General features: G+C 46.1%; 16 protein-coding genes and 1 other RNA gene. All 17 read right to left on the bottom strand.

Going from position 1 to position 24,312, the window contains the following annotated elements; all coding sequences use genetic code 11:
- Positions 1–98: 98 nt before the first annotated feature.
- Positions 99–2,480 (bottom strand): glycosyltransferase, encoded by a 2,382-nt coding sequence (locus G497_RS16615; protein ID WP_051257814.1) that lies wholly within the window; start codon positions 2,478–2,480, stop codon positions 99–101.
- Position 2,481: 1 nt separating this feature from the next.
- Positions 2,482–6,453: a glycosyltransferase gene (locus G497_RS0103815; protein ID WP_027187152.1), complete on the bottom strand. Its 3,972-nt coding sequence runs from the start codon at positions 6,451–6,453 to the stop codon at positions 2,482–2,484.
- Positions 6,454–6,459: 6 nt separating this feature from the next.
- A complete protein-coding gene (locus G497_RS18955) occupies positions 6,460–8,709 on the bottom strand; it encodes a class I SAM-dependent methyltransferase (RefSeq protein ID WP_051257815.1) in 2,250 nt (749 codons plus the stop codon).
- A 212-nt stretch (positions 8,710–8,921) separates the two neighbouring features.
- Positions 8,922–9,542, bottom strand: a complete 621-nt coding sequence (locus G497_RS0103825; RefSeq protein ID WP_027187153.1) for a class I SAM-dependent methyltransferase — start codon at positions 9,540–9,542, stop codon at positions 8,922–8,924.
- A 268-nt stretch (positions 9,543–9,810) separates the two neighbouring features.
- A complete protein-coding gene (locus tag G497_RS0103830) occupies positions 9,811–10,503 on the bottom strand; it encodes a methyltransferase domain-containing protein (protein ID WP_169726966.1) in 693 nt (230 codons plus the stop codon).
- Positions 10,504–10,508: 5 nt separating this feature from the next.
- On the bottom strand, positions 10,509–11,807 hold the full coding sequence (locus G497_RS0103835) for an ABC transporter ATP-binding protein (protein WP_027187155.1): 1,299 nt from the start codon (positions 11,805–11,807) through the stop codon (positions 10,509–10,511).
- The gene (locus G497_RS0103840) at positions 11,797–12,594 is read right to left on the bottom strand and encodes an ABC transporter permease (RefSeq protein WP_027187156.1); all 798 of its coding nucleotides are present in this window, start codon (positions 12,592–12,594) and stop codon (positions 11,797–11,799) included. Before G497_RS0103840 ends, G497_RS0103835 begins: the two co-directional genes overlap by 11 nt.
- Positions 12,595–13,002: 408 nt before the next feature.
- Positions 13,003–13,251: an EamA family transporter gene (locus G497_RS16625; RefSeq protein WP_051257817.1), complete on the bottom strand. Its 249-nt coding sequence runs from the start codon at positions 13,249–13,251 to the stop codon at positions 13,003–13,005.
- A gap of 126 nt (positions 13,252–13,377) precedes the next feature.
- Positions 13,378–14,502, bottom strand: coding sequence for a non-hydrolyzing UDP-N-acetylglucosamine 2-epimerase (gene wecB, locus G497_RS0103855; protein ID WP_027187158.1), 1,125 nt, complete (start codon positions 14,500–14,502; stop codon positions 13,378–13,380).
- 18 nt (positions 14,503–14,520) lie between these two features.
- On the bottom strand, positions 14,521–15,861 hold the full coding sequence (locus G497_RS0103860; protein WP_156907910.1) for a glycosyltransferase: 1,341 nt from the start codon (positions 15,859–15,861) through the stop codon (positions 14,521–14,523).
- 26 nt (positions 15,862–15,887) lie between these two features.
- Entirely contained in the window at positions 15,888–17,114 is a 1,227-nt protein-coding gene (locus G497_RS0103865) for a glycosyltransferase family protein (protein WP_027187160.1), read from the bottom strand.
- A 17-nt stretch (positions 17,115–17,131) separates the two neighbouring features.
- Complete coding sequence (locus tag G497_RS20045; protein ID WP_156907912.1) at positions 17,132–18,202, bottom strand: glycosyltransferase family 2 protein; 1,071 nt, start codon at positions 18,200–18,202, stop codon at positions 17,132–17,134.
- A 605-nt stretch (positions 18,203–18,807) separates the two neighbouring features.
- Positions 18,808–19,166: a transfer-messenger RNA gene (gene ssrA / locus G497_RS19635) on the bottom strand.
- A 124-nt stretch (positions 19,167–19,290) separates the two neighbouring features.
- Complete coding sequence (locus G497_RS0103875; RefSeq protein WP_027187162.1) at positions 19,291–19,773, bottom strand: GyrI-like domain-containing protein; 483 nt, start codon at positions 19,771–19,773, stop codon at positions 19,291–19,293.
- A gap of 375 nt (positions 19,774–20,148) precedes the next feature.
- Positions 20,149–20,874, bottom strand: a complete 726-nt coding sequence (locus tag G497_RS0103880) for a LexA family transcriptional regulator (protein WP_027187163.1) — start codon at positions 20,872–20,874, stop codon at positions 20,149–20,151.
- Positions 20,875–20,998: 124 nt separating this feature from the next.
- A complete protein-coding gene (locus G497_RS0103890; protein ID WP_027187164.1) occupies positions 20,999–21,442 on the bottom strand; it encodes a hypothetical protein in 444 nt (147 codons plus the stop codon).
- Complete coding sequence (mutS, locus tag G497_RS0103895) at positions 21,439–24,168, bottom strand: DNA mismatch repair protein MutS (protein WP_027187165.1); 2,730 nt, start codon at positions 24,166–24,168, stop codon at positions 21,439–21,441. Before mutS ends, G497_RS0103890 begins: the two co-directional genes overlap by 4 nt.
- Positions 24,169–24,312: the final 144 nt, after the last annotated feature.

Genomic DNA, 24,312 nt, shown 5'->3' on the forward strand with positions numbered 1-24,312 from the left:
TTGTTGGTTAGCTGGTTGTTTGGCGATGACCAAAACTAACCGACTTGGCGGGCTACGTCATTTTTAGAATGTGCGAAAAATACCGTACGTTATCATTTTCAGTCATTTGGCTGCAAGTGTTTTTTGAAAAGTGCCTCCCATTGCTTTTCCCACTTCTTTTTTTCAAAGGCTGGAGCAACTTGTAGGGCGTTAGAGGCTAGCTGCTGCATTTTTTCTCTGTCTTGTAGCAAACTCTTAATGGCAAATATGAGCTCTTCGGTTGTGGGGGCAATGAGAAGGCCGTTGAAGTCGTTGATGATGAGGTTTGGCAGCCCGCCTACATTGGTAGCAATAATGGCATTATTGGTAGCCATTGCTTCAATGCAAGAAAGAGAAGTCCCTTCTGATTGTATTGTGGGGACAAGGGCAATGTGGCTTGTTTCGTAAGCCTTATGCATATCTTCCATGTCAAATTCATCCCAGATAATTTTCCCTGGGTGCTTGTCTATTATGGCTTGTATAATTTTGGTATCATTTTCATCGGTCTGACCTACAAGGTGCAAAATTATGTCAGAGTGGGTATGCAAAAGGGCTTCGAAGGCTTCAAGGGCAATAAAAACTCCTCTCGCCCCATACAGGCGGCGAGGGTAGAGAATACGAATTGTTCCCGTAAAATCTTTTTCCAAGGGATGAAATTGATCGGCGTCATAGTAATTGGGAATGTACTGTAACTTGGAAGCAAGTGATACGTTTTGTGTACGCACCCAGTTGATGAAATTGGTATCAACACAAATGCATCTAGTGGAGTTTTTTAAGGCAGAGACGATTGTTCTTTCGTGCCGAGAGGGAGCATAGGCATGGTCCCAGTGGATACCATGGTTAATGCCAATGACGCAGGGATGTGTACTGGCAACCGCCATTTCAAGGGGGGAGGCGACAACTAGGTCGGCAGTGGAGCATTCTTCTTGGATGTTTTTTGAAAATTTTGCAAAATCAACTGTTTTACCAATTGGAACTCCTATCACGGGGATGCCCTTGAAGGTTCTTGAAAAGGGGGTATGGGCATTTTGCAGAATTCTTGGTTGCCAGTTGTTTTTCAGGCAGATGCAAGCAAGGTCGTAAATATATCGTTCCGCGCCACCTCTATAAACAGTTTCTCCTTCCCAATCAAAAAAATTGATATTGATAAAATCAACCGTTTTTTTTCGGTTTTTTTTCAGGGTGGATAATGTATTGCAGTGAGCAATGACGGGTAGCATTTGGCTTGCCCAGTCAACAGTTTGCAAAATTTTTGTATAGTCTTTTTTGTTTATGCTTGCCGGGGCTGTGGCCCATGTTTGAATTGCCGAAACCATTGTCGTGCGGTCATACACCATAATATCTTTGGAATATTCGCTTAATGTCTTGGTTGGCGTTGCAAACACGGGAAGCCCCAATGCCATATACTCAAAAAGTTTGAGAGGCGAAACGGGGTCTGTTTTTTCGTTAATTAGGAAAGGAATAATGGCTGCATCAAGTTGTGCCAAGTAGTACTTGAGTTCAAAATAGTCCACAAAAGGGATGTGATACACGTTGGGCTTGGCTATAACATTTTTGCGTATCTGGTCGTTAAAGCCATTGGCAAATTCGGCAACAGGACCAATAAACAAAAGGTTCACTGTAGGGCTATTGCTTATGGTGTCAAGCAGTTCCCAGTCAAGCAGGTCGCTGACAACACCATGGTAGCCAATGAGCTTTCTTGATGTATCTGTAATGGGAAGTGCGGCTATTTTGTCATTACTGGTGCAGACAAAGTCTTTAGCCCATACTCCATTGGTTACCAAAAAGGCATTTTCAGAAGCTGTATAGCCGTTTTTTTCAAGCAACATTTTTGAAGAAAAAAGTAAAATATCTGCTTCTTCTTTCATTTTGTTGTGTTCAGACACTAAATCAAGAGATTGTCCATCAAAAACAGCTAAATCATCAAGAATATCATACACAACTACAGCATTACGCAAAAATTTGTGTATATATCTGTAAAGTGGGAATGTAATATAGAAAATTGACGTTGTTTTTTGAAAATAAGCAATTGATTCAAAGTACAGATTGGTAAGAATTAAATTTGGTTCAAGATTTTTGATGAAGGGTTTTCCCTTGTCATGTTCTGTAATAATAACAACAGTATATCCCTTTTCGCGCAACGCACGAAAAATATGGTCCGGGCGTTGCCGTAATTCAAGGGGGTAGGAAAGAGGGTAAATAACAATAGGGTTACTATTTGCACAGTTATCTGTGACGAACTCCCGTATGCGCTGTACGGCGCTACTTGTTTCTAAATTTTGTATTGCATGCTTAATGTGTTTTTCTGCATCGAGCACATAGCGTGTGTGAGCAGAGAGGCTCGGCATGTCAGATTGAATATAATTATCTTTAACATAGCGAAAGAGCCTCTGAATTGCAAAAATTGGCCCATGTTGCCTTACTAAAGAAAGAAATTTTTTACTTTTGTGCAGGAATTTCATGTTATTTAATCTCGCTTAATCTCTGCTTTATTAGTCGCAAAGGAGCCGTGATGCGCCAACTTTTTGAGTTGTACACTCCATTTAGAGTTGCTGCGAGGTGGGAGCACCTGCCATCTTGTTCCGAAATTTGCTTTTCTCGCTCCGCAAATTGCTCACTCCGTTGAGCCGCAAGATAGAGCAAGGCTTGATACGGATTGTCATTGCAGGTGGAAACATGTTCCTTTGCGCTTGTAACGCTTTTATTTTCTATTAAATCGCACCAGCCTAACACAGGGGGTAATTCTTGCTCTTTTGCAAGTGTGCTGCGGACAAGGTTGGCATAAGCGGCATAGGTTTTTTGGCGGTCAAACAATGACGTTATTTCTTGAGGTAAATTCGGTCGTACCCGTTTTGTATAGGCTTGCATTATTGATGCAGCCAAGTCGGCAATAAGCTGGGGGCCACCATTGAGGAGGTGTTGGTTGTTGAAGGATTCATGTTTGTACGGAAAGTTGCGTTCCACAACATAAATACCATGGTGCCCTGTAAAGAGAGGAGCAAACCCTACATTGGATGTGACCACAGAAAGGTTGGCCGTTAAGGCCTCCAGGAAAGTAAGTTGCCCACCTTCGATTGCCGCACCATGAAGTTGGGCGTCTGCAATGGCATAGTATTCCTCTGGCGTGCGGGTGTGGCCTATGTATTGAACTATGTCTTGCAACTTATTTTGTTCAATATATTGTAATAGTTCCTGTAAATAGCCTGTGTCATATGCATGGCCAATAATTAAAAGTTTAGCTTTGACCCCAGCAAGGGTAGCAAGGTGAAAGCTTTTTACAAGGGTGAGCTGTCGTTTGATTCTGTTAATTGAAGCTACAGAGATGAAAATATACTCGTCCGCCGAATAGCCCATTGCGCTTCGTTTGACAGCTCGTTGTTCTGGTGGCAATGGAGTAAATTTTTGTATTTCAATGCCATTAGCTATGGTTATGCACTTATTTTCCGGCACGCCTAGCTCATGTACTGTGAATTCACGCACTACAGGGGAAACGGCTATGAATTGTGCCGTATTCTCTATTGTATTTTGCAACATAGTTTTTCCTTCTTCGTCCAGCCATGTGTACACATTGTGTACCACCTGGTAAAAAGGAATGCTCAGTTCTGCACAAATGTGGCTACCCTGAAAAGAGTAGTGGGCAAATACCACTTTGGGCTTTGCCGCCGCTAGTTGTAGGCGAAGGGATTGTTCACCATAAGGCATGTTGCATACGGTAAGGCCCATAGCCTGTGCTTTTTCAGCATCTGCTCCGGTATTGCCAAATACAAGTAGAGCAACCGTATATCCTTGCTTTTGTAAGCTAATGGCAAGGTCAATGACTACCGTTTCCAAGCCACCTGTAAGCATATTATCTAGTTGCATGATAATATCGCAAGGGGGAAGAGAATAGACAAAAGCTGACTGAGGAGAGGAAGCTACTGTAGGTGTGTGCTCGGAAATTTTTGAAATTCCGGAGAGAAGTGGTGATTCTTTCATCTCACTCTCTGGGCTTTTTATAGTAGGCTGTGCAACAGTTGTGCTAGCTTGAGTAATCGCAGCAGGTATTTCAAGGCGTAAGCGTAGCTGATCTATGGCAGCGATGCGCTGAACGGTCATTTCATTGTAAATGGCCAGATTCTTCTTTACCATATGTTGCCAAGTTTTATTATCTGGGAGTTTCCCATTTTCAAAATCTTCTAATGCAACATATTGTAGGCCTTTATCATTAAAATCCCCAATGAAGGGGCTTTTAATGATAGGCACAATACCCATTCCGATATATTCTACTAACTTTGTGGGGCAAGCAACATGGTTTACAACAATGTCTTCCCGCAAGATAAAGCCAAAGTGACTGCGAGCGTATTCTGATATAAGTTCTGTATGTGGCTTGCTGCTAATTTCAATTTCACAACAATCAGGCAGTGGTTGAGTGAATAATTTCTTAAATCCTTCTGGTTGTGGTGTGAAAATTTTGTAGTTGCACAATGTAGGCTGTAGTAATATAGCTTTAGCCATTTCAGGTGCCAATTGCCATTTGTGCAAACCACCTGCATAGATTGCTATTGGTTTTTCATTGTCTATCGTTTTATCATCCAGGCTGCTAGGGAGCGAAGGGAAAATAGGCAGTACGATGATGTCTCCCTTTACGCAGGCCCCGTATTTTTGTTGTAAGTATTTTGCCATGGCTTCAGAAACTACCACGACAAGCTTTGCGTGATGCATGGCAAAACGTTCTTTTTCTTCAGTTCTAAGCGCACTATAAAAGTCGTTGTGGTATCGGAATTCTTCAGGAACAACACCATGGACATCTATAATGCCTTTTATGCCGGGCAGGTATAATAACCATGGAAAGTATCCATTTAACATAGCGAGAACACTATGAAAATATAATTTTCGAAAGCGTAAGGCGAAAATGCCAATGCATATGTGAATAGCTATTTTATGCAGTTTTGTTCCAGTATAAGTAAAAATAATGGTGTCTGCATTTGGTCGTGACACCCAACTGACTGGAGAGTTTGGCCTTGCATGGAAATCGACATAAATGCGCAAATAATTGGTAAAAAGACCGTCTATTGCATTTATTCTTTGAAAATAGCCGTCTTTTTCTCTTTCTGGGTACATATAACCACCCAAAAAAATTACCCCTCTTGCTTTAAATAAGCATTTAATTCCTTTGCGTATTCGCATTAGTATGGTTGAAATTTTTCCTTGTTTTTTGTGGGGTTGCTTGCAGGAATGTTTCAAAGTCCATGCGTTTATCAAATGGTTTGCTTTAACTGTGCGCAAAACTAAGTCTTCAATTGATTGAAAATCTTGTTCAAGCTGTAAAATTTGCTCATTAGAGCGCGTACCACTGGCGAAGTAAGTATCAATTTTTTGTAATAGAAGTGTCCATTTTTCATCAAGTGAAGAGCTTGTGCTGGTAAGGAAACACATTGGTTCCAAGGCGGCTGGAATTGAAGGATTTAAGCGAATATCGGCGATTAACTTTTCATATTCAGATGAAAAGTGAAGAATGAGAGGTGTTAGTTGCTCTCTGAAAATTTTTTCAAATAAGCGATCTTCAGTAGAATTTTTATGGCGTTTTAACAAAGAAATAACATCAAGCCGAAAAGAAGAAACTGCTTTGTGGGGTCGAATTTCCCATGTAATAGAATGTTTTTCCTCAAGGTATTGTCTGTTTTTTTGAGCGTATTCCTGGAAATAGTTATAATCAAGCTTTGCAAACGAGGCAGATCCCCAATGGTGAATGAAAACGTCCCGTGCTATATAAAGTTCATATCCGCAAGATTTAGCCCGTAGGCAGTAGTCGTCATCTTCATATCCGCCTGGATAAAAAGCAGTATCAAGCAAGCCAACTTTTTGTACGAGTTCTTTGGTAAAGAGGACACAGAAGAATGTTGGTTCTGCTTTGGCTACCTCATTAGCAAATAGGCTATAGCGCTTTTGAGAAAATTCCGAAATTGATGTAAAAACATGCTGTTTGATGTTTTTTCCTGCATCCAAGGCTTCATTCAATTCAAATGTGTAGTTAGTCGGAATGCATTGTTCACTGTCTGATTTATTTGTTACAGGACTTATGGCATGACAATTTTTTGCAATAAGTCTGTCTAGCCATTGGTCAGTAACAATTGTATCAGCATTTAATAAGCATATGTGAGTAACACTTGGATTCTCAAGGAAAAATGAAATGCCAATGTTATTGCCCCCGGAAAACCCCAAATTTGTTTCTTGTTGAAAATAAGACCACTCGGGATTATTATTGGCAAAATGATCAAAGGCCGTTTTTATTGCATTGCGCTCATGGCCTGAAGAGGCATTGTCTATAAGTGCAACATGAAATTTTATTTCTGTTTGAGCAGCAACAATGCTGCTAAGTGTAAGCATGACCGCATCAGCAGAGTTATAGGAAACAATAACGATGCCCACAACAGGAGCAGAAGATACGTTGTTCATGCTAATTTACTTGCCTTTATGGGTAAAAAATTGAACAAAAGCCCGCAAAGGGGCTGTAATTTTCCAGCTTTTTGAGTTTTGATAGCCTTCAATAACGGCGTAGCAAGCAGAAACTTGTGACTGAAGGGCCGCATTCTCGCTCTGGCAAACAGAAACTTGTGACTGAAGGGCCGCATTCTCGCTCTGGCAAACAGAAACTTGTGACTGAAGGTCAGTAATTATGTTGTCACGTAGCGAAAGCTCATTATGGATGCGGAAGTACCCATTTTTCCAGGCATTTTCTTGGCTACGAGCATTGTCGATAATCCTTTCAAACAGTCCTTTAGAGAAATGTAATACTTGGCCAGGGCGAGCGGTCCAGCTCTCTAAAAGATATAAAGCATAACCAGAGCGCACTAGATAATCCATAGTTTGTGTAAGGTCATGTAGGCCAAAAAGAACAGGTGCCTTTTCATCGCCAATAACATTGAACCAAGAAGCTGAAACGACTTGTTTGCCTATTGTAATTGAGTGCTGCAAGCGCAGTTTCGCCGTGGGGGTATCTCCCCGGTTCAGTGCCAGCACTGCTGCATGATAGCAGGCATCGATAACTTTTGTGGCAGACATGCTACTAAATTCGAGCGGGTTCATGTGGGCGCATGCCTCAAATGATGCTTCTGCTTGCTTAAGATTTCCTATTTTTTGAAAGAGGAAAGCTTGCACATATTGTAAAGAAATTTTCCAGCGCACACAGTGGGGCAAGGAGTCTGCTTCCGCTTGGTAAACTGCAATGGCAGATAGCAATGCTTCAACTTCTGTTGTGGGCACTTCTTTTTCTAAAAGTCTGTATGCTGTAACGCAGAGAGCTGCCCCATAGTCGGCAGACTGAGGAGGATATTCCTTAATTACTTGTTCTGAAAGTGTAATTCTTTGCTCCGGGTTGGACATGGGCCAAGTGGTCATTCCCTTGGCTAGCCAAGGGTTAATGTAGCTCCCTGCATAGTTTGTTGCATGGTAGTCAGGGGATATAGGCTGGTTGGTGTGCACAGTCTCCACAAAGGGTACAGAGCGACCCAGCATCGGGCTTTTCATGGCAAAAAGAGCAATCCATTCAGCATCATCGGTTAAAGGGGAGTCTACTGACACTTCTTTCCAGAGGCGAGGGTTGTTTGTAAGCAGCCCACCTCCCCCTGCGGTTTGGACGAATCCTCTATCTAACAGGAAGTGTTCTGCAATTTCTTGCTTAAATCTCTGCCAAGTGTAGACTTGGCAGTGATAGGGTGGCTTTGCATCCTCTTCAATAGGCCATTCATTTGGAGCACTCAGCATAATGCGCCCTGAGGGACGCAGAACACGGGCAAGTTCTTTGAGATAAGCCTCAGGATTAGGCAAGTGTTCAATTGTTTCAAAACTAGTAATAAAATCGACGCTATTGTCAGGTAAAAAAGCTAAATTTTGTGCGTCGCCCTGTACAAAAGTTATGGTGCCATTGTTTCCATAATTGTCGCTAGCATACTGGATAGATGAAGGGGAAAGATCTACCCCAATAATTTGTTTCGCGGGACTGTTGTTATACAGAACATGAGGGCCATACCCAAGGCCGCAAGCACAGTCTAAAACAGTATCTCCAGGGCTAATGTGTATGGCAGCCATGTGGTATCGAACCACATGGGCATCGCTTCGGCGGCCTGCTTCACGTAGCATGTCCATGTGCAGGTCGCGTTCTTGTTTCAGTTTTTCCAGTGGATGATTTGCTCGCACTTCATCAGGTATTTTTTCAAGTATTATTGTGCAGCGCTCACTTTCATAATTTAATTCCTCATATGAGCATACTTGCATGTAGCGTGGGTGCCGCCGGAAACCCGCGGTAATGCATTGTTCAACCCACCATTCGCGATTCCGCAGTATGTCATCTTGCTCCAAGGTAGAAACATTGAAAACGGCGTATCGTTTTGTTAATTGACAAAGTGTAGCAAGGGTACTCGACAGTTGTTCCAAAGAAAGTTTGTCGAGTATTGTATCTACCACAAGTGTGTCCGCTTGTTGTTGCGTATTGTTGGCAAGTGATTGTTCAATATTATCTATCTCAAGTACCGCATGAGGAAAAAATTGCTGACAACTTGCTTGTTCCTCAAGGGAGGTGACTATTGCGTGTATATTTACGCCTTGTGAATAAAATGCATTAAGCGCCTTTTGGGGAAAACCACCATAATAGATAGTTTCACCAACGGCACAACATTTCAGGGTGTCATTAACAAGTTTTTTGATAAATGGCATTGGCTATTCCTCAATTTAGGCAATTGCATGGGGTGCTTGATGATCCTCTGGACTCGCACATGCAATAAGCAAAATTGTTGTGTTTTAGGTTTAAAGCAAGCAGCAGCTATGCCGATGATAACTTAAACTGAAGATATTTCAACTTCGTTTCCTGTACTGAGGTATATAGATTGGCAAAATTACGCCTGTACGTGATGGGAAGCATGGCTTGATTATTCTGTAAAAGTTTCTGTGAAGATATTAAGGGGGATTTCTGCAGTTTTTTCTAATACTAACATACTTCCTGAGGCGTTAACTACACGTGCACAGCCAAAATCGACAAGTCGTTTGCAAACTTCGGCAACGCCGGGGCAATGGTTAATTTGATTGAGAAACGCTGCTCCTTCATTAGGAACGGCATCATGAAAAACTGCAAGTAAGGGGGTATCTGGTGAAATGCGTTGCAATTGACCCCAATGCGCCACAACGTCGGCAGCACAGCCCTCAAAAGAATGGTCCCCGTCAATAAAAAGTAAGCCTACAGGTGGGGAACAAAATTGCCTTGAATCCCCCTCCACTAAGGAAAGCCGGGGAACGATTTTTTCTTGTGCAAAAAAGTCGTTTGCTTCCTTTGCGTGAGCAGGAGCGAGGTCTATGCTAATTACCTTGCGTGATTCTTGAGCGGCCTCTAGGAGTAGTATTGTACTTCCTCCATGTCGCCTGCCTACCTCCAGTATATCACCACTTGTGTCTCGGACGGCCTGCCAAAGTAATGCAGCTTCATCAAAGTTGAGACGTAGAATTCCTCTGTTCCTGTTATCACAAGTAAATAAATAGGTTAGTTTGTGGAACACGGTGTTTTCTCCTGTTATTGTTAGGATACAAAGATGCACCCGCTTGAAGCGGATGAGTTAGGATACGGGGCCTGTGCCTGAATGAGTTTGCGGCACAACAAATGGAGTTTGCAAGTTGATATGGGAATACTCAAATTGTCTGCGAAATTCATTGTCCCCGATATTTCTTGCAATATCTATTTGGATTAGTTGATGTATATCGGGCTATTTGAGTTGTTGCAATGCCTGTGAGCAATGACACTTGGCTGCATTCGAAATAGGGCCATGTTTATGGCTTTGACAGCCAAAAGTTTAAGCAATACTCACCATGCCCATATGAGTGAGCGCTTATTAACTTGGCAAAAGACTCGGGAAAGCCTTTTGTCACTCTTTTTATAAAAAATCCGGTGTCTATGAATATTTGTGTGCATTCTTCTTGGGTTAAAGATAATGGGTGAGCTGGATCTGTTATGCCTGCATGTGAGTCAAATGAAAGAAAAGCAGTTCCATCTTTTTTGAGGTATGTGTAAATATTTTCGATGATAGCTTTAAAATTATAGCAATGATCAAGAACATTTATGCTGATACAAAAATCTGAAGAATTTTTAATGGTATCAATTGTTTTTTCAGCAGGCACAGAAAAAACTTGAGAAGCTAGGTGCAGGTCGCATAATGCAACTTCCTCTATATATTTATCGGCCAGTGGTTCCAGGGCAATAATTTTAGCACCGGTAAAATACTTTGTTCTTAGCTGGCTACCCGCTCCAAGGTCTAGTATTGTCTTTCCATTGTAATCATCCTTTTTGAAGCCAAAAGCCTCAAAAAGTTCCATTGTTTGAGGCATAAAGTCCCCACTACGACGCCATTCGCTTGTAATATGATATTCAAGTTCAATTTTTTGCCCTTGCTCCATCCATACATTCTGGAGAGAGTTATTTGGCAATTTCTGAAACAATGATCTGAAAAAATTAGAGAAATTCATGCCCATTAGTCCTTAGCAGTGTTTTGCAATTGAGTTTCTTGCCATGACACGGTCATACGCATATCGCATACTCCTCCAAATGGGTAGTTGGGGAGGGGTCTCACTTCAAAAAAAGCTGCTTCATTTGTCCAAGATAACTGGTGCGCGTCTTGAGTTAAAGGATCGACTAAAGATGTTGCCACTTGAAGTTCATAAAAATCGGGCCCAAGTGTGCAGGGGGCAGAAAAAATAAGATTTAGCGCATGATCTTTTTTCAATTTATAATTATAAAAGAGCTCTGCTTCTGAATTCACATGTCTACGGGCGACATCTTGACTGAATGTTCCCCAAGAATAAATTTTAATCCCTTGTTTATTAATTATTCTAATGGCAACGAATAGATTATCTAAGTCTTCAGTGGCGCGTATTCTAATAGTAAATAAAAAATTGTCGTTTGAATAAAAAACAGATGTTACCTCACCGGATGATTTTGCGACAGACACGTTTTCAATTTCGAGTTTGCCGTTGGAAAAGCATTTTTGCACAATGTTGGTAGGAGTCGCATTACTTACAATTTGTTGCTCAAGCCCACTTAAAAGTGCCTGATAAGCCAGAATAGCATCATTTGCTTGACCATAGTACAGCATTTTGCCTGTATCTATCAACAAAGCTTGCTGGGCAAAAAGCCGAACACTTTCAACATCATGAGAAACAAGAATAAGACTTGTTCCAGAAGCCAGAAGTTCATTGATGCGTTGGTAACATTTTTTTTGAAAAAGAACGTCTCCCACAGCCAGGGCTTCATCTACAATAAGAATATCAGGATTAAGCTGCACTTGCACGGCAAATGCCACACGCACCATCATACCGCTGGAATATAGCTTTACTGGCTGGTCGAAAAAATCGCCAACGCCTGCAAAGCGCTCTATTTCAGGCATGGCGGCGTCCATTTCCGCCTCGGTCAGGCCAAGAATGGAACCGTTTAAGTACGCATTTTCCCGTCCGGTAAATTCAGGGTTAAAGCCGCTTCCAAGCTCTAATAGGGCGGCAACTCTTCCGTTTACCTGCAAGCTGCCTGTGGTTGGTGCAAGTACACCGGAAAGGAGCTGCAGCAAGGTAGATTTCCCGGCCCCGTTGCGCCCTAAAATGCCTAAAGATTCCCCTTTGTGCAATTCAAAGGAAACACCTTGCAGTGCCCAAAACTCTCGGAAAAACTGTTTTTTTCCGCGGAGCAAGGTTTGGAGAAGGCGGTGGTGGGGCTTGTCATATAATTGGTAGCTTTTGCCCAAATTCTGTGCCGAAATAATCACATCATTACAACACATCAGCAAACCCCTTGCGTAACTTACGAAACATCCAAAAAGAAAGAGCCAGAAAGAGCACGCTGCCACCCATGAGCACCAACCAATGTGTCCACATGGGAAGTGTTTGTGCAAAAAAAACAGCCCGTGTTTGTTCAACAATATGAGTTAGGGGGTTAAGTAAGACATAATTGCGAATTTTATCTGGAACAATACTCACGGGGTACATGATAGGCGTTAAAAACATGAAAGACATGGAAATTGGCCCTACAAGACTTTTCAAGTCGGGTAAGTATATCCCTAGCGCAGAAAGGCAGTACACAAGCCCTAGGCACCCAATAACAAGTGGCAAAAACGTTAAGGGCAGCAGCAAGGCTTGCCAGCTTGGTAGCCCTACGGAAAAAACATAAAAAAGAAACAGCAGGCAAATGTTGATTGTTGCTGTGAAAAGCGCGCTGGTTATAGAAACAAGTGGCATAATTTCAAGGGGAAATACGATTTTTTTAACGTAACTCGGGTTTTCTCGAATTAAGCCAGGCGCACGGTTGAAGCATTCCGAAAAAAAATTGAAGCAAATAAGCCCCATAAAAAGAACAAGGGCAGAAGGAGCCTCAGCATCCTCACCAGAAGGTAACAGAACCTGCCAGCGGGCCTTGAATATTAGGGAGAAAACATAATAGTATATTGCCAGTGTAAACAAGGGGTTTACAATCATCCAGAAGGCACCAAGTATGGAGCCGCGAAACCGTGCGGAAAAATCACGCTTGGCCAGTCCCCAAGCGAGATTAAGGTGTATCAGTGAGTTAGTCATGGTGTGGTGGGGGTAGAGGTTCCGTTGCCTGTGCAATGTGATAGTTAACTTTCAGTTGTGGCTGCTAAAGGTAAAAGCTGCTTTAATGCAGCATGGTTAGGCTTACTCCCAACGCAATAAGGGAAGAGCCAAACCAAAAATTTGGAGGCAACTTTTCTTTAAATATTATTTGTGCCGTCATAGGTGTGGATATATATACTATAGAAGCAAAAGGAACAAGAGCGGAGAGGGCAACTGTTTGGAGTACTTTTACACTTATGAGCACAGAGGCAAGCATGCAGCCTGCCCCCAAGCCCCAAAAAAACAAGGCGTACCCTGCCTGTTTGCAGCATGTTGCCTGCTTAAAGCACAATTGCCCGGCAGTGCTGCTGCACACGGCAACAAGGCAAAGGGAAGTTTCAAAAAGAGTCACGTACTTTTGCTCGTTCTTGTAGGTCTTGTGGTAATAAACACCCCTGCAATAATGCACCCCAGCCCAATAAAGTAGGGCAGGGCAAGGCGTTCCTGCCATAACAGGGCTCCGCAAAAAGGGACCAACACATAGGTGAGGGCTGTCCATGAATAGGCTGTAGCCAAGGGCAGTGCACGAAGCGTTTTTGCCCAGAAGAGCATGCCAATGGCAAAGCTGAAGAGTGCAAGCCAAAGATATGGGTTCATGGCCCAGCCTGACCACAGTCAGCCACATGCATATAGTAAGAACAACAATAGCAAGCCCCACCATAGTGCAATTTGGGGGCAAAAAGGCCATTATTGGCAAAGGGAGAGGAGGCTTGCTTCATGGTTTTAGTGCAGAGCAGTTTCTAAAAAACGGGCAATGCGTTCACCGCTGTGTCCGTCGCCATACGGGTTGGTGGTGGTAGCCACTTTTTTGTAGGCGGCTTCATCCGTCAACAAGCGGGAGGCTGTTGCAACTATGGTTTCCGGGTCTGTTCCCACAAGCATGTTTACCCCTGCTTCAACCCCTTCGGGCCGCTCTGTTACTTCACGCATTACCAGCACAGGTTTGCCAAGCGAGGGGCCTTCCTCCTGAATACCGCCGGAGTCCGTCAAAATGATATGGCTGTTATCCATTAGGCGAATAAATGGCTTGTATGTTTGTGGTTCACACAAAATAATGCCTGGGGCTTCTGCCAAAAATTCATTCACCACACTGCGCACATTGGGGTTTAGGTGCATCGGGTAAATAAGCCTATCTTCAGGAAAGCGACGGGAAAGGGTGAGAAGTGCCTGGCACATATTACGGAAGCCTTCCCCAAAACTTTCGCGGCGATGCCCTGTAACCAGTATAATGCGGCGTCCTTGGCTAATGGCCGTTTCTACTTCTATGGGTAAGGCGGGTGTTTCTGTGCGCACCATGTCACGCATCCAAAGCAGGGCATCAATAACCGTGTTACCTGTAACCAGAATATGGGAGTCTTGTACGTGTTCAGCAAGCAGGTTCTGGCGGGAGAGTTCCGTGGGGGCAAAATGCCAGGAAGCCACAAGCCCGGCAACGCGCCTATTCAATTCTTCCGGAAAGGGGGCTGCCATGTTATGGCTGCGTAACCCAGCTTCAATGTGTCCCACAGGAATATGTCGATAAAAGGCACATAAGGCGGCAACCTGTACAGTGGTGGTGTCGCCTTGTACCAGTACTGCATCAGGTATTTCTTTTTCGTACAGTGCATCCAGGGCTGCAAACAACCGTGCAGAAAGGCTTGAAAGTGTTTGCCCTGCTGTCATAACGTCCAAATCCACATCCGGGGTCATGCCAAAGTCTGCAAAGGCCTGGGCCAGCATTTCGCGGTGTTGCCCTGAGGCGCATAACCGCACATCAAATGTTTGGGGCAAGGCTCTAAGTGCCCTAACAACAGCAACCGTTTTTATTGCTTCAGGGCGAGTGCCTGCAATGACAAGAATCTTTTTCATGAGGTGCCTTGTAATTGGTTATGAAGATTGTAAGTGGCTCATAGCATGATTATGTGCAAGTAAGCACGCCTGCAAGCAGCTGTTGGCGTCCATAGTTTTGGCAATAAAACCATGGGGGTAAACTTTGACCCGTTGTGCTTGTGCCCCCAGGTTAAAGCACACCAAAGGTAGCCCAAGCTGAGTAACTTCAAGGGCCGTATAGGAAAATGTTTCCGGGCAGAGGGAAGGCACAAGCCCTACAGTAATGCCATGAGCTGCTATAATCTCTGGCAGGTCGGCGTGGCGGTAAGCTTTGGTCACTGTTAGCTTTGAAGAGGTTATGGGCAAATCTAGTTCGCCTATTACCACCACCCGTGCATCGCTGCAACGGCTTTCAAGCATTGCAACCAATTCTTGCACAATGGTAGCTCCCTTATGGCTGGTAATATGCCCGATAACACCAATGACTGGTGGTGTTATGCGGGAGAGAGGGGGCAGAGGTGCCCACTGGTCAAGGGGGGCATGGGGAACTATTTGCGCCTTGGCATGCAGAGTTGGGTAAATCTGTTCAAGGATATCTTGCACACTCTTGTCTGGAACATAAATAGCCGCTGCTTTTTGGAGAAATTCTTCCCATTGTCTGCGCCATGCCGTAATGTTATCGGGCGTATACGCCGGGACATTGCGGTTTGCTGGCAGGCACTGGTTGCAGACGATTGTTCCAGGGAGTCCACAATAATTGTTGTTGCTATTCATTAAGCTATAGCTTGGACATATGCAAAAATAGTCATGTACCCATACTTCCAAAGGTGTGCTGAGGAATGACTGTAAATATGACAAGGTGGTTTCAATCTGTGGCCAGCTTACAAGCTCATTCAGCAATAGTTTGCTAGGCGAAAGCCATTGAATGCACTGGGCCATACGTTCAAAGGAACGTTCTTTGATAAAAAGCTTATACTGAGTACTTTCCAGTTCTAGCAGGTACAGGTTCAAACCCGAAAGGTAGGTCCAGCGCGCTACAGCTCCACCTTCTGCTATGTGTCTGTTAATCCATTGCTGCGCAAAGGCATTGGCCCCGCCCCCGCACATGTGGTCTATGAGTATGGTTGGATGAAGCGATTGAAACAGGGCGAGTTTTTCCTGTGCAGAGCCTGTAGGGGATGCGAAGGGAAAAACACTCTCAAGGGGAATGGCCTTGCGGGCAAGAGCATAGCTTTTGTATAGTTTTGCGCCGTAACTATAGAGGTGCTTGGTGGCATAGGCTACGCCATCTTGCCTCGCGGCATGGTATAGCTTGTGGAGAACGCGGTTATGTATGCTTGGCATAATGCAAAGTGATGAAAGAGTATTAATCAACGGCAATTTTTTCGCGTTAGACAAAAGTGCTCACCGTTGCAGCGGGTTGCTTATTCTGCATCCAAAGCAAGGAAACGAAGAATATTCTTGCGCATGGCGCTGGAGGTGAATTCGTTTCTAAATACAGTGTAGGCATTTTGGCACATGGAGGCATACAAGTCTGGTTCATTTATAAGCCGTTCCAAAGATTTTTGCAAACCTTCTCCTGCTACTTCCGTAACAGAAAAACCACTTTGGGTGCGAATGAAGAACTCTACTGGTGAGGAATATGCTGGACCATGAAAGAGAATAGGGCGGGCTGCCGCCAGATACAGCGTTATTTTGGAAGGAAAGCTAAGGCGCGCAACATCTTTTTCTTCAGGTTTAAAAGGATAGGGGCAGTAAAGCACATCGCACTCTGCCAGCAGGCGCACCGCATCACGTTGGTCGCGCCAGCCTAACCATTCAATATGTTGCGGTTCATTGCTGGGGGAAAGGGGGCCACGGCCCATATAACGGATGATAACCTTTCGCCCAGCAATGGTCCAGTTGTTGGCTCCTAGCATGGCGAGCAAAGATTCCCACGCTTCTCTGGCGTATAGCTGTCCAGCCATGCCTATATACAGGTGTTCCTTGTCAGAAAGAGTGCTCTGGCAAGGTTGCCCCATTGATTCAGGAAGGGAGTGCTGGATCACTTGCGTGGCAACGCCATACAGCTTTTTGTATTCATCTGCCATCGGTTGCGCAATTACTGCACAGCAGGTGCTGCTGGCAACAGTTTCGTCAAAAACCTTTTTAACATAGCGTATGGTGGCTGGAGCCATATTATAGGCAGTCATGTGCCATTCTGGTGGGTCAAAAACCATGGTATAAAGTGGCAATTGAAGATTTTTCGCCACAGCTAATGCCGTTAATATCGGGCCTGGAGTGTCAAGGTTGGCCACAATGCTATCAATATTATGTTGAGAAGCAAATGCCGTAATTTTTTTAATGAGTTTTGGGAAGGCACGCATTTGGTAACGGTACAGGAGCCAACTTGCTGTATCCCGAAGGGGGCGAAGAGGCTTGTCTAGGGAAGATAGCTGCGGGGGAATGGGAATACCGCTTTCAATGGGTTTAGGTAAAAATAAATAAGGAATATCAATGGATGTATTGTTTTTCAGGTATGCTTGCCTGGGGTTTAATAGGACGGCATTGCAAACAAGGTGTGGTTTCAACTGTTGGCATATACCGTCAAGTGTAATGCCCGCAGTGCATTGCAGGCTAGGAGGGGTTTGGGATAATATCATTATTTTCATGCAAGCAATTCCTTACCCTAATGGATTACGACTGAAAAAAAACGCCGTGCCAAAAGGCGTATACCAGCGTAGGCAATGCCACAGAAAAGTACAGGCAAGGACCATGGGGCATGTTTGCGAAAAAGCAGCACTCTACTTCTTGTTATGAGCCATAGGCTACGCAGGTTTCCTTTTGAGCCGGGCCAACCTGTTGTAGCACCTTCTTTGTGAAATACAATTGCGTTAGATGCATAGGCTAACCCAAATCGTTTTTTATTCCGGCAGGCCCAGTCTTGTTCTTCACAGTAAAGGAAGAAATCTTCATCCATTTCCCCTACGGTTTCATAAAAAGATTGGGTTAACATTACGCTGGCACCATAAATAAAATTGATGGAGTCTTCCACCTCTTGTTCCAAGGCTTCATGGGCAGTCTGTATGGTTTGTCCGTTACCGTTAAGACGTGAAAGGCCTGTCCAGTAATTGGTTTTACCCCCACTTCTGCACTGTACTCTATCTTTAATGTGGTAATAGAGTACGCAGGAGCCACATAACCCGTAATGTGGCTGGGAAAATAACTTGTCGGACATGGCGCGTAGCGCATCTGGGGCTACAATTGTATCGTTATTCAAAATCCAAGCCGCATCAGCTCCTTCTTTAAAGCATATAGAGAGTCCGATATTGTTGCCTGCAGCATATCCTTTGTTGGATTTTGCGGCTACAAGAAGAATGCGTATATTCAATGGATGGGTGAAGGCCCATACCTGCGAGCCGGAAGTAGGCAGCCAAGGTGTTTTTTGTTCTTCGATATCCACCGGGTGAGATATGGTTACAAGCCATTCCGTAATCTCCGCACAAGAAGCATCTGTTGATTTATTGTCTATTATGATTATGGAATGGGGAGTGGTATTACTAAGTAGTAATGAGGAAACACACTCAATTGTATCTTTTGCATTGTTATAATTAAGAACTATAGGAGATATTTTTTTCATGTGTTTGAATATACTATGGTTTGTGTGATTGTTAAGTTCTATTTGCTTGTTTAGCCCAATACCGATTGAGGCTAAATGTGTTTCTATCATATTTTGGATGATAATCTTTAAAACTATCATATACATTGGTTAAATGACAAGTGATTATGGTTAATAATTTTAGCGGATAAAAGTACTCTATTGGCGGGCAACAAGATGCACAAGGCTATTGTTGACTCCGCCGTCTAGCAAAGGAGTATTCTTGACTCGCTCCAGCAGTTGTTCCAATTCTGGAGTAAGTTCGGGAAGGGCAAGGTCGTCCACTGCTTCGAGCAGGTCAAAAAGGTGTTCTCCATCCATTTGTAAAGCTATTTTAAGGGCAGGATTACCGGGGAAACATGCAGGTAAAGGCCACCACCGTCAGAATGCTTTTGAACCTTGCCGTTGGTTTTGAGTCCTCGCAAAAAAGTATCTGATAGTTTCATGCTGGTATCTCATGAGGTTGTGGTGCTGGTATTGTGCCCCTGGCAAGTATGAATGCTGGCATATTGGGTAAAAAGCGTATGTGCCAAGGGGTTGCCCGGTTGCTGGTATCGAGTTTTGCAAAGTGCCATGTACCAACAGAACTACCAGCAATAATGTTAGATTGCAATAGATGAAGTTAGACGGCACTAAACGCAAAGAAGGCTAATCCTCTTGATTTTCAAGGAGAATTAGCCTTCTTTGGGGTGTATTAAATTAAAAGTTGGTGGAGGCGGCGGGAATTGAACCCGCGTCCGAGAAGGATCCATCGAGACGTCTACGAGTGTAGGTTGAGATTAGCTTTTACCACAGGGGTTCCCCTCAACCAAGGGTCCTTGCGGCGATTCTGCCTTTAGTGTCTTGTACCCGCGCCAGCAGAAGAGTTTGGGTACCAGCCTGATGGTTTTTGTCTACTTCATACGCTTATCAGGCGTCTGCGTATGAAATAGCGCAGCTTAATTAAGCTGCGAGTGCGTAATCGTAATCGTTGCCAATTACTTTGGTTGCCGCTTTTTACGAGGCCAGCGGCGCCTCGACTCGCAATCATCAACTTTTCCACCCCCGTCGAAGCCAGTGCGCCCCCCCGTGGATGTCATGGCGGGGAAAAGCCCGTCATTTCCATAGTATATAACACCGCTTTGGAAAAAAGCAAGCACTGCGCCTGGGGGTGTTTTGGGCCGCACTGGGGTGCGCGCCAGCCGTTGCTCTTACGCCTTTTCCACGGGGAAGTAGAGAATAATGTGGCCTGTTTGTGTAAAGTCGGCTTTATATAGTTCGTAGCAGGGGGCGCTGCATGTGGCCTTGTATTCTTTATGGGCAGGAAGCCACTGGCTGAACAGATAGGTGTAAGCCCCGGCGAGTTCTTCCAAAGAAGGCACCTGCAATTCCAGAAAAGTGCCACCGGGAACAGCAACGCTGGCAAGGCCTTCCAGCACAGGTGCTGCTTCCGGCGCAGCCACGGCTGCCCAGTAATCAAACGTGCCTTTTTCCGCATCTGTAAGGAATGAAATGCCAAAAGATTCGTTTTGCTGGTAGGCAGAGCATATTTCCGGCATGCGTGGTCCAAAGTTTTTGTACCAAAGGGTTGAGCAATCTTCATGAGCCGTTTGCATGGAGGTGGCTATTTTCATGCCAATGGCCCGGAAGGGCGTACGGGTAACTACAGAAACGTCTTGCGGGGAAAAGGCCATGGTGTTCTCCAGGTCAAGTGGTATAAAAAAGCAAGGAAAATGCGTAGTGTAACAGCACACTTGTTTGTGCCAAGTTGCCACAATGGCAGGTGAAATACAAGGCTTGCGTTGCTACTGGGGTATGCACTTACCGCAGTGAATGAATGTTTAGCGCCGCACCGCAACTGGGGCAAGTAGACACAGTAATTTTTGTTTGTACCCGTGGTTGCTGGGTTTGAATGAACAAGGGCCGCCACAAGCCGTTTGAGGAAAGATAGCGCACCAGGAACATATGGCCGCAGGAACAAAAACGCTTTTGCATAACAACTCCGCTGTTTATAAATATGAACTTTGAGGACAGAAAAATATGCCAGGCAATGTGCCGTTATAGCCGCATCAGGCAAAACGGCAATCGCGGCAAAGCCACACAACTTTGCCTAGAATACGGAAGGAATGCAGTTCATCCCCCATAATTTCTATGGGTGCGTACTCCGGGTTGTCTGAAAGGAGCCGCACTGCGTTTTGGGCGCATTCAAGCCGCTTTACATAAATGGCGTCTTCAAACCCCACGGCATACACCCCTTGGCGGGCTGGTTGGTGTTGGGCCTGGTCTACCAGCACCATGTCGCCATCTAAAATAAATGGTTCCATGCTGTCGCCCATAACATGCATAAACACCATGGCTGAAGGGGTGCCCATGGGGGAAAGAAAGCTGTAAGGGAACGGGTGCTTGGCAAGCACTGCCCCTTCCACTTCAAAAGAACCTGCCCCGGCGCACAATGTAGCGCTGATAAGGGGAACATGGACCATTTCCTGGCTTGGTTGGCGCGTGGGGCGGTGTGCCACTGCTTGCTGTGTTTTTTGGGAGTTCGGCACGCCCGGGGCACTTTGCACAGGGGCAGCCGGGCTTGGTGTGCCTTTGCCAAACTCCAGCCAGTCTGGTGAAAGCTGGTAGCGCCGGGCGAGTGCCAGTATCCATTTATGGGGCACAGCGTCGCGGTTTTTGGCCTGGGTTATTGCGGAACGATGCACGCCAAGGGCCGTAGCAAGGCCCGCTTGCGTATCAATGGGCGTTGCTTTGGTGAGGCGTTCATAAAACAGGGAAAAGGGTATTATTTCCATGACTGTTCCTTCATTTGCAGCCCAGTGCTGCCTGCTGTTGCGTTATATAAACATGCAGCACAAAAAAAAGCAAGCCCCTTCCTTCATATTTTTGTAAAAGGAACGGGCTTGCTTTGCAATATACTTATTTCATAGTGATTTTTTCTCTGGAAACACTGTGGGGGAAGGTGGTGTGCTTGTTTATGCCAGCAAGCCGCCAGCGGTAGCCTTGGGCCAGTTGCGGGCAGTAAGAAAAGCCAAATTCACCTGTTTCTGCTGTCAGGCCAATATCGGCTGCGTTCACAAATACCACTTCCTGGGGCACAAAGGGGCACCCAATGCAGTCGTCTGGCCCGCCAGTAAGGGGGCCAACTTCAAGGCGCATGCGGTCCATGTTGTTATACGCCCCTTCCAGGGTGCCGCGAATGGCCAGACAGTTGTTCACAATTTTACCATTCAGGTTGGTAATGGTGAACGATTGGTTGGGGTCCAGCGGGCGCGGTTCGCCTGTTTTGCCGCAGCCTGCGGCAAGGGGAAGGGCAAGCAGGCACAAGGCAAATACAAAGGAATTGAGCAGGCGATTTTTCATGATTTTGTTACTCCCCACAGGGTTTTCCATTCATTCAGCAGGGTCAGGGCCTGCATGGGTGTTAGTGTGTTGGTGTCCAGGTTATGCAGTGCGGTGCAAAGGGGGTGTGCCACTTCCTCTTGGGCAGGTGGGAGCAGTTCCGGCTCTTCCTTTATGGGCAGGGTGCTTTCCATGCCGGGCAAAAGCTGTTGCATGGCAGCGTCGGAGTCGGTTTTTCCCCGTGCTTTCTGGTTTTTTTCCAAAAGTTCCAGCACTTTCTTGGCCCGGTTTACCACAGGCTGTGGCACCCCGGCAAGGCGTGCCACTTCAATACCATAGCTTCTGTCTGAAGGGCCGGGCACCAGGCGGCGCATGAACAGAATTTCGCCATTGTATTCACGAATGGCAATGTTCATGTTGTGCAGTCCCGGCAGCCTGCCTTCCAGCGCAGTGAGTTCGTGGTAGTGGGTGGCGAACAGGGTGCGTATGGAACCATCCCCCCGGCGCAGTAAGTCTTCCACCACGGCCCAGGCCAGGGAAAGGCCGTCGAAGGTGCTGGTGCCCCTGCCTATTTCATCAAGAATGACAAGGCTTTTTTTGGTTGCCTGGCGCAGAATGCGCGCCGTTTCCATCATTTCCACCATGAAGGTACTTTGGCCCTGGGCAAGGTTGTCTGAAGCGCCTACACGGGAAAAAATCCGGTCGCACAGGCCAATGGAAGCCTCTGCCGCAGGCACAAAAGAACCCGTTTGGGCCAGCAGGGCAATAATGGCCGCCTGACGCAACACGGTAGATTTCCCTGCCATGTTGGGGCCTGTAATAAGAATAAGGCGGCGCTTTTCGTCCATGAACAGGTCGTTGGCAATAAAGGCGGAAGGCCCCACCATTTGCTCCACCACCGGGTGGCGGCCCTGTTTTATGGTAAGGTCTGTTCCCTCATGCACCACCGGGCACACCCAGCGTTTTTTATGGGCCACTTCTGCAAGGCCCTGAATAAGGTCCAGGGTGGCAAGCACCCCGGCCATAAACAGCACACGGGGCCGCTGGGCAATTACCTGCTGGCGCAGTTCCTGAAACAGGCGGTATTCCAGCGCCTTGCGCTTTTCCCCTGCTGCCAGAATATTTTCTTCCAGCTCCTTCAGGGCAGGGGTAATGTAGCGTTCCGCATTGGCCACCGTTTGCTTGCGAATGAAGTGGGTGGGCACTTCTGGCGAACCTGATTTGGACAGCTCCAGAAAATAGCCAAACACCCGGTTGAACCCAAGTTTAAGCCTTGGCAGGCTGTGTATTTGCTGTTCGTGTTCAAGCAGTTTTTGCAGGCGCTGCTCCCCGTGTTCCACCAGGTCAGCCAGTTCGTCCAGTTGGGCAGAATACCCTGGCTTGAACAGCCCGCCATCGGTAATGGTGGGCGGGGGCGAGTCTACTACCGAGTTTTGTAAAAGGGCCTGAGCATCTTCCATGGAATCCCATTGCTGCATCAGGCGTTGGACGAGCGGGGGATGCTGGGTACCCAGTTCATCTTCCTGGGTGGGGTAGGTTCCCGGTGCCGGGGTTTTCAGGGCATTTTCCACCGCGGTCAGGGCGCTCAGGCTTTCACGCAGGGCGACAAAGTCCTTTGGTGTACTGCGGCCAAGAAGAATGCGGGTGGAAAGGCGTTCCAGGTCATACACTGAATGCAACCCGGCCCGCAGGGCGCTGCGCTGGTGGGTTTGCTGCAAAAAGTAGTTTACGGCTTCCTGGGTTTCCTGAATGGGTGCCAGTTCCCGCCATGGGTGGCGTAGGCGTTCTTCCAAAAGACGCCCCCCCATGGGGGTAAGGGTTTCATCCACCACTTGCCACAGGGTGCCAAGGCCTTTTTTACCGTCCAGGCGGCGAAAAATTTCCAGGTTTCGTTCGGTAATTTCGTCAATAATCAGGTGGCGGCTTAAATGCAGGGGCTTGAAGGGAGCCAGGTGGGAAAGTTCCTGCTTTTGCGTTTGCACCAGGTAACCCAGCAGGGCACCACAGGCACGGGTTAATTCTTCTTTGTCGTGCAGGCCCACAGCCCCAAGTTCCTGAATGCCCTGGGCTTTCAGAACGCGCTGGCTGGCGGTTTTATAATCGAAGTACGAGCGCACGGGCAAGCGCACAGGGGTGCTGCTGCCAAGGGAAATGCTTTGGGGAATGCGGAATACGTCGGCTGGCAGGTCTGGCAGCAGCAGTTCGCGCGGCTGCATTTTTTGCACCCATTGCCACAGTTCGCTTTCTTTTTTGCTGAACAGGCCGCTCCATTCCCCTGTAGAAAATTCAAGCCAGGCAAAGCCCCCAGCACCTTTTTCCCCATCCCAATAGAGCGCCCCCAAATAGTTGTGGGCTTTGGCGGCCAGGCTGGCGTCTTCCACCGCAGTGCCAGGGGTGCGTACAATGGTTACGGCACGTTTTACCAGCCCCTTGGCAGCTTTTGGGTCTTCTATCTGTTCGCAAATGGCAACATGATAGCCTTTTTCCAGTAACTGGTTCAGGTAGTTTTCCACCGCATGGTGGGGCACACCGCACATGGGCACAGGCTGTTCTGCCTGGCTGTTGCGGCTTGTCAGGGCAATTTGCAGTTCACGCGCTGCTATTTCGGCATCGTTAAAAAAAAGTTCGTAAAAGTCCCCCATGCGGTAAAAAAGCAGGGCGTCCGGGTATTCGTCTTTAATGGCGAAATACTGCTCAAACATGGGGGTCATTTTGCACGGGCGCTGTGGGGGAGCGGGTTGTGTCATGCGGGGGGTATACCTTTGGGGAATGCGTTATGCGCTTGATGCAAGAAACATGTAACCGGCAGCTCGTTAAAAATCGCAACACCGCGTAGCAACGTGTTGCCGCGCGGTGTGCTGGGCTATGCCCCGTGGGCATAGAAATGAAGA

Origin of the sequence: Desulfovibrio cuneatus DSM 11391, from assembly GCF_000430005.1 — a bacterium.
Lineage (GTDB): Bacteria > Desulfobacterota > Desulfovibrionia > Desulfovibrionales > Desulfovibrionaceae > Frigididesulfovibrio > Frigididesulfovibrio cuneatus.